The sequence below is a fragment of the Lactobacillus sp. B3795 genome (assembly GCF_026535805.1).
In the GTDB taxonomy this organism is placed as follows: Bacteria; Bacillota; Bacilli; order Lactobacillales; family Lactobacillaceae; genus Apilactobacillus; species Apilactobacillus kunkeei_C.
This window is the reverse complement of sequence record NZ_JAFNPE010000005.1, coordinates 68,361-83,082: the sequence shown is the minus strand read 5'-3', so window position 1 is coordinate 83,082 and position 14,722 is coordinate 68,361. Positions and strand designations below refer to the sequence as shown.

Sequence of the window (14,722 nt, the reverse complement as noted above, 5' to 3'; positions counted from 1 at the left end):
TTTAGACGAGTCCTTTTTATTATCTTTTTTTCTTGTAAATATAAAATCCAACTACAAACATCAATGTTAGTGCTGAGATTATTATTCCAGCATTTAATCCTGAAGGATAGAATGATAACTGGATTTTGTGTTTGCCGATTGAAAGATTATCAAAGCCAATGAATTCATCATTGATTACCTTAATAGGGTGTTTCTTACCGTCGACAGTCAACGTCCATCCATTGGAGTATGGAATTGATGTTGCAACGGCTTGACGCTTTGTAGATACGTTAATATCAGCAGAAACGGTATTACCGTTAAGTTTAATATTGTTGTTTTGTTTTCTAATTGCCTTTGTTTCACTTAGGAATTTAGGTAGGTTTAAGGAAGCGATATTAAACTCATTAGTGTATACTTTGCCGTTTAATAGCTTGATGGTAATTTTATTATCCTTGTTGTTTGGCAAGCTTACAACGAAAGTACTTTGAAATTCGCTTGGAAGGTTTAATTCTTCACCATTAACCTTAATGCTACATTTTTGTTGATTCATTGAAGCTGGAACTATCATGTAAGGCACCTTGTTATTTTGGTGCTTATACTTGATTACGATTTCGCCATCTTTTAGAAGATTGTTTTTAGCGATTACTTGGTTGTTTAAGCCAGTTAATGCATTAGTGTTTTCAGAAAGAATAGTGTAGTGCATGTTTTCATTGAACACGTCGCTATTATTACCAGTGACTTGTTTAACCATCGAGTTTTGGTACTTAATAGGATCTGATGCAATGATTTTTGAAAATACATTATCAGATGCTGTGTAAACAAGTGGGAATGCATTGTTTGATTTAAAGGTTTGGAAGATATCTATCTTTTGCACATCATTATTGACGATATCATAACGATTGCTACTCTTTTGAATCATCGGATATGTCTTATTGTAGTTAATCGTATTAATGAAGTACTTAAATGAAAGTAATGAGTCAGTTACGATGGTTCCGTTTGAATAATCAATTGATCCGGTAGTATATGCATTACCAATCTTTTGGTTGAAATCCGGTGTTGATTTTCTAAGTGTCGATGAGAATGTCGAACCACCGTAAAAGTTTGATTCGATTGGATCATCTCTAGTTCGATAGAAATCTTTACTGATTCGATAGAAACCATTATCCTTTTGTTTAATATCATTCACGTGACGATTTAATGTTGCTGTGTACTTCATATAATCATCATTTGATACATAACTAATGGCGTTTAAGGAATTAAACGCGTTCAGTCCCGTATCACCAATTGCAATAACTACCAAGCAAAGTAGGTAGTACTTATTGTCTTTGTTTGATACATGGATAACGATAAAACTAATGGCAACAAATGCCAATGAAATTAAATACTTGGTTAGAGATAAGTAGTTAAAGCTATTAATGTTTAGAGCTGTATAAATTAAACCAGCAATCAAAATAACCCCGGAGATGATAATTTCTTTGATGTTAATGTGTCCAGCTTGCTTATCCAAACCAATTGCAGCGATATAAATAATCCAAAAGCAAAAAATGAATGAAAAACGGTAAGGATACCAAATTGGAAATTGCATTGCGTGCCATAGTAAATCTAATGGTTCAAAGAACATCGAAACAATTAGGATAACTGTGATGGCAAGTGCAGTGATTTTTCGTTTTAACTGAATTTGTTTATTGCAGAAGAATATTATGAAACCAATTACGGCAATCGCACCAATAAAGATGTTAGGGTAACCGCTTGGCATTTGAGAAAAGTTGAAGCTACCATCGAAAAGCTTACTTATCATTTTCAATGGGCTATATTCAACCTTCCACTTAAATGTTGATAGAGTATATGCACCTTTACCGTTTTTAAGTTCGATTAGGTTTGGTAAAAAAATGAATGCTGAAAGCAGTAATGATACGAAATAACTAACACCAATCGAGATTAATCTACCAAGACGCATCTTTAATGAATGATCATCATTGATTAACTTACCAATTACATAGATAACCGAAAAAATCGTAATCATGTATGCAATGTAGTAGTTAATGACTAACATTGCCGTGTAACTAATAATGAATAAACTATATTTGTTGTGTTTAAAAATTCGATCAATACCCATAATGATAATTGGTAGTAGGATAACACCATCCAACCACATTACATTTAATTGGTTAGCAATCATCCATCCATTAAGAGCATAGGTAATTGCCATTGATAAAATAATTAGGTCTTTTTTGATACCTTTATGTTTTAGAAAAATGCTGAAAGTTAATCCTGATAAACCGTATTTAAATAGCGTTATCAAAAGAATTGAGAAGTTGATAAACTTAGCAGGGATGATTAATAAAATGATATTAAGCGGACTTAATAGGTAATATCCCCAAATTCCAATCATTTCTCCACCATATCCGTTTGAAAATGAGTATAATATGCTATGTAGGTCTAAAGATAGAATTGTTCGACGGAAATATGCGAATAAATCTACATATTGTTGACCTAGATCTACAGTTAAAATGCTACTATTTCCAAATGGAAACATATTGCGGTAAGCAAAATAACATGACATAATAATAAATGGAATAAAAAAGCTTAATAAGTATAAGCGGTGTTTTTTTATGATTTTTTTAATTGAATTAATCATAGTTAATACTTCCTATGTATTTTGATTGTTACTTATAAAGTAACCAACTATAGTATACAATAAACCAGACTAAATGACTGATTAACATATAATAATTAAGGAGTTAGATTGTTTTGAATAGTTTTTTGCAAAAAATATTCCACCACAGTGATCGTGGGGAAAATTCAAAGGTACCATTTAGATTAAATATTATTCTGACAGTTGTCGGAGTTTTATTTGCCATTCTAATAATCCAGTTGGGTTATTTACAAGTTATTAATGGAAACCAATATAAGGCTGAAGTTAGCCGATCTGATAATTCCGTTAAGTATGGAAATGTGCAAAGAGGGATGATTTACGATTCTACCGGTCGTGTACTTGTTGGAAATAAAGCCCACCAAGCTATTCAATACACTAAGGGATTATCAGTAACTAGTGCTGACTTATATAAGATTGCCAACACATTAGGCAAATACTTAACTGTTGACACTTCAGCATTAACTCCTAGACAAGAAGCTGATTTTTACTTAGCTAATGCCGATAACCTTAAGAAAGTAAGCTCTAGTATTACTTTTCCTAAGGGCGCAAGTACTAGTGAAGAATACGCTCTAGAACTTCAAAAAGTTATGAATGACAAGCTATACAGCACAGATAAAGCAACTAAGAATGCTGCATCAATCTTCCAAAAGATGAGTGGTTCTTACCAATTATCAACTACATACATCAAGACAACCAATGTTACTAATAAGGAAATTGCCGAAATTGGTGAACATTTAGATGAAATGCCTGGTGTCCAAATTGGTGATAGTTGGACAAGAGAATATCCAAATGGAAACGCCATTCAAAGTATTGTTGGAACTGTTTCTTCTGAAAAGGTTGGTTTGCCAAGTGACAGAATCAATACACTATTAGCAGAAGGTTACTCCAGAAATGATAGTGTTGGTCAAAGTTACCTAGAAGAAAAATACGAAGCTACTTTACGTGGTTCAAAATCACAAACCTTAATCAAGGGTGGTAGCTTAGATAAAGCTGTTAAACAATATGGTGGTCAAAAGGGTGATAACCTTCAATTAACTATTAACTCTGAATTCGAAAAGAAGATTCAATCACTAGTTGAAGAAGCTGATCAAGGTACTGGTAATTCAACAGGTGCATACGCAGTTGTTATGAACCCTAATACTGGTGGAATTATCGGTTTAGCTGGGGTTAGTCGTGATCCAGAAACTGGAAAAGAAACTCCAAATGCTCTTGGAACAATTAACAGTTCAATCGTTATGGGTTCTGTTGTTAAAGGTGCCATGATTTCTGGTGCTTTAATGGACAAGGTTATTACACCAACTAACTCTACTTTAACTGATAAGCCAATTTTAACTGGTGGAATCAGAAAGGCATCATGGTTTAACCAAAATGGTAATCATGATATTGCACTCGATGCTTCAACAGCGCTTGAAGTTTCATCTAACTCTTACATGATGCAATTAGCAATGAAAGAAGCTAAGTTCAACTACGTTGAAGGTGGAGCATTAACAATGAATCCAGATGTCTTCAATATTATGAGAGGTTACTTCAACCAATTTGGTTTAGGTGTATACACTGGAATTGATTTACCTGGTGAAACAAAGGGTATTCAAGGTCCTAGTGGTTCAGCAAACATTGGTAAGGCACTTGATTTATCTTACGGTAACTATGATGCTTACACACCAATGCAAGTTGCTCAATACATTTCTACAATTGCTAATGGTGGATACAGAATTGAACCTCACATCGTTCAAAGCATCCGTGCTTCAAATAAGAGTGGTAAGTTAGGTCGAGTTAAATACACTGTTACACCAACTGTACTAAACAAGATTGATATGACAGCTGCACAAAGAAAAGTTGTTACTGATGGTTTCTACAAGGTGGTTCATGGTACTAACGAATACAGAACCGGTATTACTTTAAATACTGTTAAACCTTCAATTTCAGCTAAGACTGGTACTGCCCAAACATTCTACTCAAGTGGAAAGAAGGGTTCAAAACCAGTTGAAACTGTTACTTTGAGTTTGGGATCATTTGCTCCTTCAGATAATCCACAAGTGGTAGTTGTAGTTGCAATTCCAAACTTGCCAAGTAACGCAGAAAGCAATAATATTGACTTAGCTCAAAAGATTTATCAAGCATACTGGAAGTACGTTCAATCCGACAGTGGCTTGAAATAATTGCTGTTAAGTAATTTTCCTTAACAATATTTATATAAACTCTGGTCAAATCAAAGAAAAAATGATAATATATTAAGAGTTGAAAGTTGTTTATATAAAAATTAAAAATACAACTAACTTGGAGGTGTAACTAAGATGAGAGTACACATTACTTTAGAATGTACAGAATGTCACGAACGTAATTACTTATCAACTAAGAGTCGTCGTAACAACCCTGATCGTTTGGAATTAAAGAAATACTGTCCACGTGAAAGAAAAGTTACATTACATCGTGAAACAAAATAAGGATTCGGGTTTAAAGGCCCAAATCCTTTTTTTATATTCTGGGAAGTGAATAGATGGATAAATCAGCAGCTCGAAGTGAAATTTTAAATAAACTTAAAAATTTAGATAATAGAGAAGATGTACAATATTTATATAATCAGTTGTTTGAAACTAATGAGTGGATTGCGGCAACTTCAATTGGAGTAACCCTTAGTACTGATATCGAGATTGATACTGATCCAATCATTGAAAAAGCACTAAGTGATAACAAAAGAGTATATGTTCCCAAGGTGATTAATAAGAGCGATATGGATTTCATTGAGTACAACCATGAAACCAAGTTGTTTGTTAATAAAATGGGGATTTCTGAACCAGTTGATGGTCAAGGCGTCGACGTCAATGATATTGATTTGTTGATTGTTCCGGGAATGGCTTTTGATATGTCTAATAATAATCGACTTGGCTATGGTGGTGGATACTATGACCGAGTTTTAGTTGATTATCCTGGAAATACTATTGCACTTGCTGATAGAATTAGAATGTATGAAAAATCAATATGGAAAGTAGATGAGTTTGATCAACAAGTTGAAACAATTATTCACTCAAATTTCAAATAATCGTTTATATCGAAAAATAGATGATGTTCCTTTTATGACTGAAGGAATTTTAGCAATAATTATATTCGTATATTTATTTGGTATCGTTACAAATTCAACGGATGCAATTATTAATTATGGTGCTATGTATCGTCCACTAGTCCAATTTGGTCAATGGTGGAGATTCATCACACCAATATTTATTCATCTATCATTTCTACATATTTTAATGAACGGAATTAGTTTATACTATGTAGGGATTCAGCTTGAAAAGATTTTTGGACACATTAGATTTCTTGTGATTTTCATGTTGTCAGGAATATTTGGTAACATTGCCGGATTTGCATTCTCAAATGGAGCAAGTGCTGGTGCAAGTACCGCTATCTTTGGATTGTTCGGTGTATTTTTGATGTTAGGTGAAACATTTCATGATAATATGTATGTCAGAAGAATGTCACAAAGTTTTCTATTACTAATCGTCTTGAACATTGGATTCGACTTAATGTCACCAGATATTGATATAATAGGTCATATTGGTGGTTTAATTGCTGGGTTCTTATTGCCTTACGTAGTAGGACTACCATCAGAGTTTAAAATTCCAATGGTAAAGAAAATATTGGCATTAATTGTATTGCTAGTATTTGCATATTTTTGCTTAAAAACTGGTTATTTTGCAAATTAATTAGTGCATTTTTCGTTAGGATGTGGGAAAATGAAGACGTTGTACGATGTTCAACAACTTTTAAAAAAATTTGGAATCTATGTTTACGTTGGCAAAAGATTGTGGGATATAGAGGTTATGGCATTAGAGCTTGATCATCTACATGATGCTGGACTCGTAACTAAAGAAGAGTTCATACAGGCAAAGCTTGTATTAAAACATGAACATGGAATCGAAGAAAAGAAATAATACAATTTTTAGGAGGAAACTAAAATGGTACGTAAGTTAATTGGAATCGATTTAGGAGGTACAACAACTAAGTTGGCATTCCTAACTGATAGCGGTGAAATCTTAGATAAGTGGGCTATTACCACCGATGTAAGCGCTAACGGAGAAAATATTGTTCCAAATATCATTAACTCTATCGCAAAAAAGATGGAGGACTCTGATCATAAAATTGACGACTTTATTGGAATTGGAATGGGAACTCCAGGTTCAGTAAACCGTGAGGAAGGTACTGTAATTGGGGCTTACAACCTAAACTGGAAGACTACCCAACATATTAAGGATCAAATCGAAAAAGCATTAGGCCTACCATTTGCTTTAGATAACGATGCTAACGTTGCTTCACTAGGTGAATACTGGAAGGGTGCCGGAAGTAAGGACTCAGACGTTGTATTCGTAACACTAGGAACTGGTGTTGGTGGAGGTGTTATCGTTAACGGTGAATTAGCTCACGGTGTTAACGGTGGTGCCGGTGAAATTGGTCACATTACTGTTGAACCAGGTGGATTCGAATGTACTTGTGGTAAGCGCGGTTGTCTAGAACAATACGCTTCAGCTACTGGTGTTGTTAAGGTTGCTAAGAACCTTTCAAGCGAATTCACTGGTCAATCAAGACTAAAGGAAATGATTAATTCAGGTGAAGAAGTAACTTCAAAGGTTGTCTTCTTCCTAGCTGACAACGGTGATATTTTTGCAAACCAAGTCGTAGATCACGTATGTTACTACTTAGGTCTTGCATTAGCTAACGTTGGTAACACATTGAACCCTGACAACATTGTTATCGGTGGTGGTGTTTCAAACGCTGGAAACACATTATTACAACCAACAACTAAGTACTTCCAAGAAAATGCATTTAGACCTGTTAGAGATTCTACCAAGATTCGTCTAGCTCAATTAGGTAACGATGCTGGGGTAATTGGTGCTGGTTCATTAGCTTTAAGAAACATTAACAAATAACATTAGGGGTGTAATAACACATGATTCCATCCATGCTTTTAATTGTTGTTATTCTATTAGCAATCCTAATCTATAACAGCATTACTAGAATGAGAGCAAACCGTGTTGCTACTTTTGTTGATGAAGAAGAATTCAAGCAAGGTAGTCACAGGGGACAAATTGTTGACTTAAGAGAAAACAGAGACTTTGAATCTGGTCACATTTTAGGTGCCAGAAGTATTCCTTACTCAACAATCAAGATGTTTTATAAGAACATTCGAAAAGACATGCCAGTGTACTTATACGACCAAGGTAAGACTTTGAGTATTAAGACAGCTATTTTACTTGGTAAGAATGGATACAAAGATATTTATATCCTAAAATCAGGTTTTAGAAACTGGAATGGAAAGACTAAGAAGTAAATAAAAAAAGCACTTTACAATTCGTAAAGTGCTTTTTTTATTATTTCATATTAGTTTAAATGAGCGGAACGTTGTTTACGAACAACTCTTTTTCTGTTTTCTTCTAGTTTATCAGCTTGACCTTCAACAGGGTCTACAACTTTTTTCTTGAAAGAGAATAATGCTCCAGCAACTGCGCTTGAAGTTGCTAATGCACCAACAAAGAATCCTTTAGCGAATTTTTTCATTTTAAGTCCTCCTATATAATAATTTGCTTTACACTTACCATTATGATGTTTTTTTATTTATTTATCCAGTCTTAAGTATATTTTAATTCAATATTTTATATGCTAAACTTATATAGGCAGAAATGGTGGGATAATATGCAAAAAGTGCTAATAATTGTCGGACCAACAGCGGTCGGAAAAACAAGTTTATCAATTAAGTTGGCTAAGAAATTAAATGGTGAAGTTATTTCTGGTGATTCTATGCAGGTTTACAAACACTTAGACATTGGAACAGCCAAAGTGACAAAAGAAGAATCAGAGGGAATTGTTCATCATTTAATCGATATTATTGATGTCGACAAAAGATATTCAGCGGCTGATTTTGTTGAATCGGCTAATAAATTAATTGATGATATTCATAAACGGGGAAAACTTCCAATTATTGTGGGAGGAACTGGATTTTATATTCAATCACTTGTCGATGGATTGAACCTTGGCGGTGATCACTATGATAATGAAGCCTATCGAAATCAAATGCATGCGTTTGCCGAAGAAAACGGCAAGCATGCATTGTGGCTTAAATTAAAGAACGTTGATGAAGTATCCGCCAAAAAGATTGGTGAAGAAAATGAACGCCGAGTAATTAGAGCTCTAGAAGTTTATCACAACACAGGTATTAAATTCTCAGAACAAACCAATAATGCCGTATCAATTGATCCATATATTATTGCACTTAATACCGATAGAAAGGTATTGTATGATCGCATCAATAAACGTGTTGATATTATGTTTAAAGAAGGTTTAATCGACGAAGCGAAATGGTTGAATCAAAAAGGTGACATTTCCTTACCAGCATATAAGGGAATTGGTTACCGGGAATTCATCAACTATTTCCATGGTGATTTAGACTTAGAGGATGTTTCCGAATTAATTAAGAAAGATTCTAGACATTATGCTAAAAGACAGCTAACTTGGTTTAGAAATAAGATGAAAGTTAACTGGTATGACATAATATCTAACATGGAAGTTGTAAAAAACATCGAAAAAGATGTATTTAATTGGCTAAATGATAAAAAAGTGCCATAATATGTTAGAAGTTGTTACATTAAATGTTGACATATTAAAATATAATGTTATTATAATGTTGTTAGAAGGAGTTAGATATGAAAGAAAAGGATTTAAGACGTTCGCTTTCAGTACTTCCAATCGGAACTGTTATGAAGTTAACTAGCTTGACCGCAAGACAAATTAGATATTACGAAGAACAGGGATTGGTTTCACCTGAAAGAAATGATGGTAACCGCCGTATGTATTCTTTGAATGATATCGATGTGATTTTAGAAATTAAGGATTATTTAGACGAAGGTTTAAATATTGCTAAGATTCAAGAAATCTACAAGAAGCGTAAAGAAGATAACAAGAATAACGATACGAAGGAATTAACTGATCAAGAAGCACGTAAAATTTTATCTGATGAACTTTTGAACATCGGTGGATTAAATTCACATGATGCTGCAAATAATTCTTTTTAACTAATTTAATGTTGAATACGTTAGGAGTAGGTGTATATGGCTACAAAGCATGATTATTCAAAAGACGACATTCGTCGTATTGTTAAAGAAGAGGACGTAAAATTCTTACGTTTAATGTTTACTGATGTTTTAGGAACTTTAAAGAATGTTGAAGTTCCAATCAGTCAATTAGATGATTTATTAAATGACAAGATTATGTTTGATGGATCATCAATCGAAGGATTCGTAAGAATCGAAGAAAGTGACATGTATTTACATCCTGATTTATCAACTTGGATGATTTTCCCATGGAGTTCAGAACGCGGTAAGATTGCTCGAGTTATTTGTGAAGTTTACAAGACTGATGGAACACCATTTGAAGGTGATCCAAGAAATAACTTAATCCGTGTTCTAAAGGACATGAAGGATGCTGGATTTACATCATTTAACATTGGACCTGAACCTGAATTCTTCCTATTCAAGATGGATGAAGATGGCAAACCAACTGTTAAATTAAATGACGAAGGTAGCTACTTTGATATGGCACCACTTGACTTAGGTGGTAACTGTCGTCGTGAAATCGTTCTAACTTTGGAAGAAATGGGATTTGACGTTGAAGCAGCTCACCACGAAGTTGCTCCTGGTCAACATGAAATTGATTTCGAATATGCAGATGCTCTAAACGCTGCTGATAATATTCAAACATTTAAATTAGTTGTTAAAACAATCGCAAGAAAATACGGCTTATACGCTACATTTATGCCAAAACCACTAAGTGGTATCAATGGTTCTGGAATGCATTTAAACATGTCATTATTTGACGACAGTGGTGATGTATTCTACGACGAAAATGGTGACTTGAAGTTATCAGAAACTGCTTACCACTTCTTAGGTGGTTTAATCAAACATGCGAAGAGTTACACTGCAATTTGTAACCCATTAGTAAACTCATACAAACGTCTTGTTCCTGGATACGAAGCACCAGTTTACGTTGCTTGGTCTGGTTCAAACAGATCTCCACTTATCCGAGTACCAAATGCTCGTGGACAAGCTACACGTCTTGAATTAAGAAGTGCTGATGCTTCAGCAAACCCATATCTAGCAATTGCTTCTGTTCTAGAAGCTGGTCTAGATGGTTTGAAGAACGGTATCGTACCTCCTAAGAGTGTTGACCGTAACATCTACAGAATGGATGCTCAAGAAAGAAAAGAAAATGAAATTGTTAACTTACCAGATGACTTACTAGATGCTCTAGAAGAATTATCTGCTGATGAAACAATGAAACATGCATTAGGTTCAAAGATCTTCAACAGTTACTTAGCTGCTAAGCATTTAGAATACGATGCTTACCGTGCTCAAGTTTCTGATTGGGAACGTAACCAATACATGGAAAAATACTAATAACAATTTAAAAAGAGTCGGCTTTTTGCCGGCTCTTTTTTATTTTTCAAACGTTTGTCATAATGATAAAATAGAATGTGAGGTGTTTAGATTGCTAAAATTTGACGAAATGATTCAACAAGCTGTTGCCAAGTTCAATAACATGGGGCAAAAGCAACAATTGCTCTTAAACGGCAATAATAAGCAACAAAAGCTATTTATCCAATTGGATTTATCTTTAGCTAAATTAGCAGAGGATTCAAAGCGTTTCTCTGTATACAAAAAAGATCAAGAAAATATTGATGTAAAAAACTATAAGGAAATGATTACTAAAGACGTTGCCAACGTAATGAAGTATTACTTGTTGTTTGCTAGCGTTCATAACTGGTTGGACGTAATCGTTATTGATGAAGAAGATTACAACAAAATCACAAACATTGATGCTGATCGTGACTTTAACCAAGTATATTTATCAATTAAACGAATGATGTTTAACGGTTTTTATAATCATTCTAAAAAAGATTTCCAATTTTCCTGGAAAATGTTCCTAAAATTTGGTATAGTAGACCTTGGCGTTGATGATAAATCATTGTCAGCTCAATTTAGTGAAATTAATTCATTATAAAAATTTTAATTGATTTAAAAATGATATTGACGCCATGTCGATTATCCGATATAATGTTTTTTGTTGAGTTTTGATGTCGCGATAGCTCAGCTGGATAGAGCAACGGTCTTCTAAACCGTAGGTCGAGAGTTCGAATCTCTCTCGCGACATTTGAATAAATTGTTGAAGCATATCACTTATGATATGCTTTTTTTCTTGACTAAATTATTCAAAATATGTATACTTACTTTGTTGTATTTGTGGACTTTCACAGCTACAACCGCACGGACTGAGTATTAAGTCTTCTTATTGAAGCGCTTATGTTCGGCGAGTCTAAGCATATTATTCAAGGAGGTGCACATTATGTACGCAATTATCGTAACAGGCGGAAAGCAATACAAAGTTGCTGAAGGTGAAGCAATCTACGTTGAAAAGCTAAACGCAAACGAAGGTGAAAAGGTTACTTTTGATCAAGTAGTTTTCGTTGGTGGTGACTCAGCTAAGGTTGGTACTCCACTTGTAGACGGTGCTTCAGTTGAAGGTACTGTTGAAAAGCAAGGCCGTGGTAAGAAGATTACTATTCTTCGTTACAAGCCTAAGAAGGGTTCTCGTTCTAAGAAGGGTCATAGACAACCATACACTAAGGTTATGATTGACTCAATCAAGGCTTAATTAGAGGATTAAAAATGATATTAGCAAATATTATTCATGATAAGCAAAGTGATCGAATTACTAGTTTTAGTTTATCCGGTCATGCTGATTCAGGTGAGTATGGTAAGGACATTGTATGCGCTGCGGTTTCTGTTTTATCCATTTCTACTGTAAATGGGTTAACCGAAGTTGCTAACCTAGAACCTAAAGTTGTCAGTGATGACATCGAAGGTGGTTTTATGGAAGTTACAGTTCCTGAGGCTAATTCTTCCGAAGATGAGATTGCTGCTCAAGCAATTTTATCAACATTCCAAAATGGAATGTGGGATATTTCTCAAAGTTATGCTGATTATATTAAATTAGATATTACAATAGATTAAATTGTACGGAGGTGTAATCCAATGTTAGAAATGAATTTACAATTCTTCTCTCACCATAAAGGGGGAGGTTCAACAGCCAATGGTCGTGACTCTGCAGGTCGTCGTCTAGGTACAAAGGCTGCTGATGGATCAAAAGTTACTACTGGTTCAATCATTTACCGTCAACGTGGTACTCACATTTACCCAGGTAAAAACGTTAAGCGTGCCGGTGATGATACTTTATTTGCTTTAGTTGATGGTGTTGTACGTTTCGAACGTATGGGCCGCAGCAAGCGCCAAGTTTCAGTATACCCAGTATCTGAAGCAGTTGCTAAGTAATTAGTGAATAATGTAGAAAAAGCCTGATTTATTTTCAGGCTTTTTTTATTACCAAAGACTTATTTAAATAAAGCTAACATGATACAATGGTAGTAACGATTACGATTGCAATCGCTGCACTAACATTGCTATCATATAAAACATATTAGTAATACTAGGAGGAGTTTTAATCATGGCAACAATTTCAACTGCCCAATTTAAAACAGGATTAACTATTGAAGTAGATAACGCAATTTGGCGTATCATCAACTTCCAACACGTAAAGCCAGGTAAGGGTGGTGCGTTCGTACGTACTAAACTTAAGAACCTAAGAACAGGTGCTGTTCAAGACAAGACTTTCCGTGCCGGTGCTAAGATGGAACAAGCACAAATTGACACTAGAAACATGCAATACCTATACGAAGATGGTGCAGGTTACGTATTCATGGATATGGATTCATACGAACAAATTACTGTACCTGGTGATAAGATCAAGGATGCTTTAAACTACTTACAAGAAAACATGGACGTAAGTATCGTTCAATACGAAAATGAAGTTATCGGTATCGAAGTACCAAACACTGTTACTCTAGAAGTTGCAGAAACTGAACCAAGTATCAAAGGTAACACTGCTTCAGGTGGAAGCAAGCCAGCTACTATGACTACTGGTTTAATTGTACAAGTACCATTCTTTGTTAACGCTGGTGACAAGCTAGTTATTAACACCAATGATGCAACATACATCTCAAGAGCTTAATTAATAAATAATTGATGCTTTTATTTTGATTGGAGGGTAATTTTTATGGCAGAACAAACAAATATTTCTTTACCAAAGGCTAGTTCAAAGTTTGGGGATATTCAAATTTCACCAAACGTATTGGAAGTAATCGCAAGTATTGCCTCTGTCCAAGTAAAGGGCGTAAAGCGCATGCGTGGCTCATTGGCAACAAGTGTTAATGAACTATTCGGTCGTAAAGAAATGGGTAAGGGCATTAGACTTAATTTTAAAGATGAAAAATTAATCGTTGATGTTTACGTATATCTAAATTACGGGGTTTCTGTTCCTAAAGTTGCTCTAGAAATTCAAGAACAAGTAAAACAACAACTTCTATTCATGACCGAACTTGATTTAGGTGAAGTTAATGTTCATGTAGAAGGTGTCGTTCATGAAAAACAAGATAAAAGAGCTAATTCAAAAAGTTTATTAAACGGCAATAGTAGCGATAAGGGTGAAAAATAGTGGAATTTACTAGACATAAAATAAGAGAGTATGCATTTCAAACATTGTTTGCTATCAATGCAAATGATACAACCGATAAAGAACTATTTTTTCATGCTATCTCAAGAACCGATGAAGAAACAGAAATTCCATCATACTACAACACTTTAGTAGATGGAGTTATCGAAAATAAGGATAGCTTAGACGATAGTATAATCTCATATCTTGTTTCCGGTTGGTCCATTAACAGAATTGCTAAGACAGACCTTGCAATTCTAAGACTTGCGTTTTTTGAAATTAAATACGTTGACGATGTCCCTACAAAGGTGGCAATCAATGAAGCGTTGGAATTAACAAAGAAATACAGTGATGATCACTCGAGAAAATTTGTTAATGGAGTTTTATCAAACACAATTGCTTAAGAAAAATGATTCGCGTAAAAGCGAGTCTTTTTTTATTACATAAACATTTTTTTATATGCTAAAATAAAAGAGAATTAAATAATCCTTTGGAGGT

At 34.3% G+C, this 14,722-nt stretch carries 19 protein-coding genes, 1 tRNA gene and 1 other annotated feature; of the genes, 18 read left to right on the top strand and 2 right to left on the bottom strand.

Annotated elements, in window-relative coordinates; genetic code table 11:
• Positions 1–19: 19 nt before the first annotated feature.
• Positions 20–2,617 (bottom strand): YfhO family protein, encoded by a 2,598-nt coding sequence (locus tag J3U50_RS02265; RefSeq protein WP_301945483.1) that lies wholly within the window; start codon positions 2,615–2,617, stop codon positions 20–22.
• A gap of 113 nt (positions 2,618–2,730) precedes the next feature.
• Here J3U50_RS02265 and J3U50_RS02260 point away from each other — a divergent pair, with 113 nt between their 5' ends.
• The 7 genes from J3U50_RS02260 (at position 2,731) to J3U50_RS02230 (ending at position 7,958) form a co-directional block, all read left to right on the top strand.
• The gene (locus tag J3U50_RS02260) at positions 2,731–4,794 is read left to right on the top strand and encodes a penicillin-binding protein 2 (protein WP_054608176.1); all 2,064 of its coding nucleotides are present in this window, start codon (positions 2,731–2,733) and stop codon (positions 4,792–4,794) included.
• Between the two features lie 135 nt (positions 4,795–4,929).
• On the top strand, positions 4,930–5,079 hold the full coding sequence (gene rpmG, locus J3U50_RS02255; protein WP_034530852.1) for a 50S ribosomal protein L33: 150 nt from the start codon (positions 4,930–4,932) through the stop codon (positions 5,077–5,079).
• 53 nt (positions 5,080–5,132) lie between these two features.
• Positions 5,133–5,675 carry a 5-formyltetrahydrofolate cyclo-ligase gene (locus J3U50_RS02250; RefSeq protein WP_081006894.1) on the top strand — a complete coding sequence of 181 codons (543 nt, stop codon included), beginning with the start codon at positions 5,133–5,135 and terminating at the stop codon, positions 5,673–5,675.
• Between the two features lie 34 nt (positions 5,676–5,709).
• Positions 5,710–6,336, top strand: a complete 627-nt coding sequence (locus J3U50_RS02245) for a rhomboid family intramembrane serine protease (RefSeq protein WP_054608283.1) — start codon at positions 5,710–5,712, stop codon at positions 6,334–6,336.
• A 30-nt stretch (positions 6,337–6,366) separates the two neighbouring features.
• A complete protein-coding gene (locus J3U50_RS02240) occupies positions 6,367–6,564 on the top strand; it encodes a YqgQ family protein (protein WP_034530853.1) in 198 nt (65 codons plus the stop codon).
• Positions 6,565–6,588: 24 nt separating this feature from the next.
• On the top strand, positions 6,589–7,557 hold the full coding sequence (locus J3U50_RS02235) for an ROK family glucokinase (protein ID WP_034530854.1): 969 nt from the start codon (positions 6,589–6,591) through the stop codon (positions 7,555–7,557).
• A gap of 20 nt (positions 7,558–7,577) precedes the next feature.
• The gene (locus tag J3U50_RS02230; protein WP_054608175.1) at positions 7,578–7,958 is read left to right on the top strand and encodes a rhodanese-like domain-containing protein; all 381 of its coding nucleotides are present in this window, start codon (positions 7,578–7,580) and stop codon (positions 7,956–7,958) included.
• Positions 7,959–8,008: 50 nt separating this feature from the next.
• Here J3U50_RS02230 and J3U50_RS02225 read toward each other — a convergent pair whose 3' ends face one another.
• The gene (locus J3U50_RS02225) at positions 8,009–8,185 is read right to left on the bottom strand and encodes a DUF3042 family protein (protein ID WP_034531052.1); all 177 of its coding nucleotides are present in this window, start codon (positions 8,183–8,185) and stop codon (positions 8,009–8,011) included.
• A 135-nt stretch (positions 8,186–8,320) separates the two neighbouring features.
• Between J3U50_RS02225 and miaA the strand changes: the two genes are divergently transcribed.
• The 11 genes from miaA (at position 8,321) to nusB (ending at position 14,628) form a co-directional block, all read left to right on the top strand.
• Positions 8,321–9,250, top strand: coding sequence for a tRNA (adenosine(37)-N6)-dimethylallyltransferase MiaA (miaA, locus tag J3U50_RS02220; protein ID WP_301945482.1), 930 nt, complete (start codon positions 8,321–8,323; stop codon positions 9,248–9,250).
• A gap of 77 nt (positions 9,251–9,327) precedes the next feature.
• A complete protein-coding gene (locus tag J3U50_RS02215) occupies positions 9,328–9,696 on the top strand; it encodes a MerR family transcriptional regulator (RefSeq protein ID WP_053791775.1) in 369 nt (122 codons plus the stop codon).
• A gap of 36 nt (positions 9,697–9,732) precedes the next feature.
• Positions 9,733–11,076 carry a type I glutamate--ammonia ligase gene (gene glnA / locus J3U50_RS02210; RefSeq protein WP_034531055.1) on the top strand — a complete coding sequence of 448 codons (1,344 nt, stop codon included), beginning with the start codon at positions 9,733–9,735 and terminating at the stop codon, positions 11,074–11,076.
• A 91-nt stretch (positions 11,077–11,167) separates the two neighbouring features.
• A complete protein-coding gene (locus J3U50_RS02205) occupies positions 11,168–11,680 on the top strand; it encodes a hypothetical protein (RefSeq protein WP_054608173.1) in 513 nt (170 codons plus the stop codon).
• Positions 11,681–11,755: 75 nt separating this feature from the next.
• Positions 11,756–11,829 (top strand) — tRNA-Arg (locus J3U50_RS02200).
• A gap of 98 nt (positions 11,830–11,927) precedes the next feature.
• Positions 11,928–12,004 (top strand) — a sequence feature (ribosomal protein L21 leader region).
• Positions 12,005–12,022: 18 nt separating this feature from the next.
• Complete coding sequence (rplU, locus tag J3U50_RS02195; protein ID WP_034531057.1) at positions 12,023–12,331, top strand: 50S ribosomal protein L21; 309 nt, start codon at positions 12,023–12,025, stop codon at positions 12,329–12,331.
• 14 nt (positions 12,332–12,345) lie between these two features.
• Positions 12,346–12,690: a ribosomal-processing cysteine protease Prp gene (locus J3U50_RS02190; RefSeq protein WP_301945481.1), complete on the top strand. Its 345-nt coding sequence runs from the start codon at positions 12,346–12,348 to the stop codon at positions 12,688–12,690.
• A 21-nt stretch (positions 12,691–12,711) separates the two neighbouring features.
• Entirely contained in the window at positions 12,712–13,008 is a 297-nt protein-coding gene (gene rpmA / locus J3U50_RS02185) for a 50S ribosomal protein L27 (RefSeq protein WP_034531059.1), read from the top strand.
• A gap of 172 nt (positions 13,009–13,180) precedes the next feature.
• Positions 13,181–13,744, top strand: coding sequence for an elongation factor P (gene efp / locus J3U50_RS02180; RefSeq protein ID WP_034531060.1), 564 nt, complete (start codon positions 13,181–13,183; stop codon positions 13,742–13,744).
• 45 nt (positions 13,745–13,789) lie between these two features.
• Entirely contained in the window at positions 13,790–14,227 is a 438-nt protein-coding gene (locus tag J3U50_RS02175; protein WP_034531061.1) for an Asp23/Gls24 family envelope stress response protein, read from the top strand.
• A complete protein-coding gene (gene nusB, locus J3U50_RS02170; protein WP_034531062.1) occupies positions 14,227–14,628 on the top strand; it encodes a transcription antitermination factor NusB in 402 nt (133 codons plus the stop codon). Before J3U50_RS02175 ends, nusB begins: the two co-directional genes overlap by 1 nt.
• Positions 14,629–14,722: the final 94 nt, after the last annotated feature.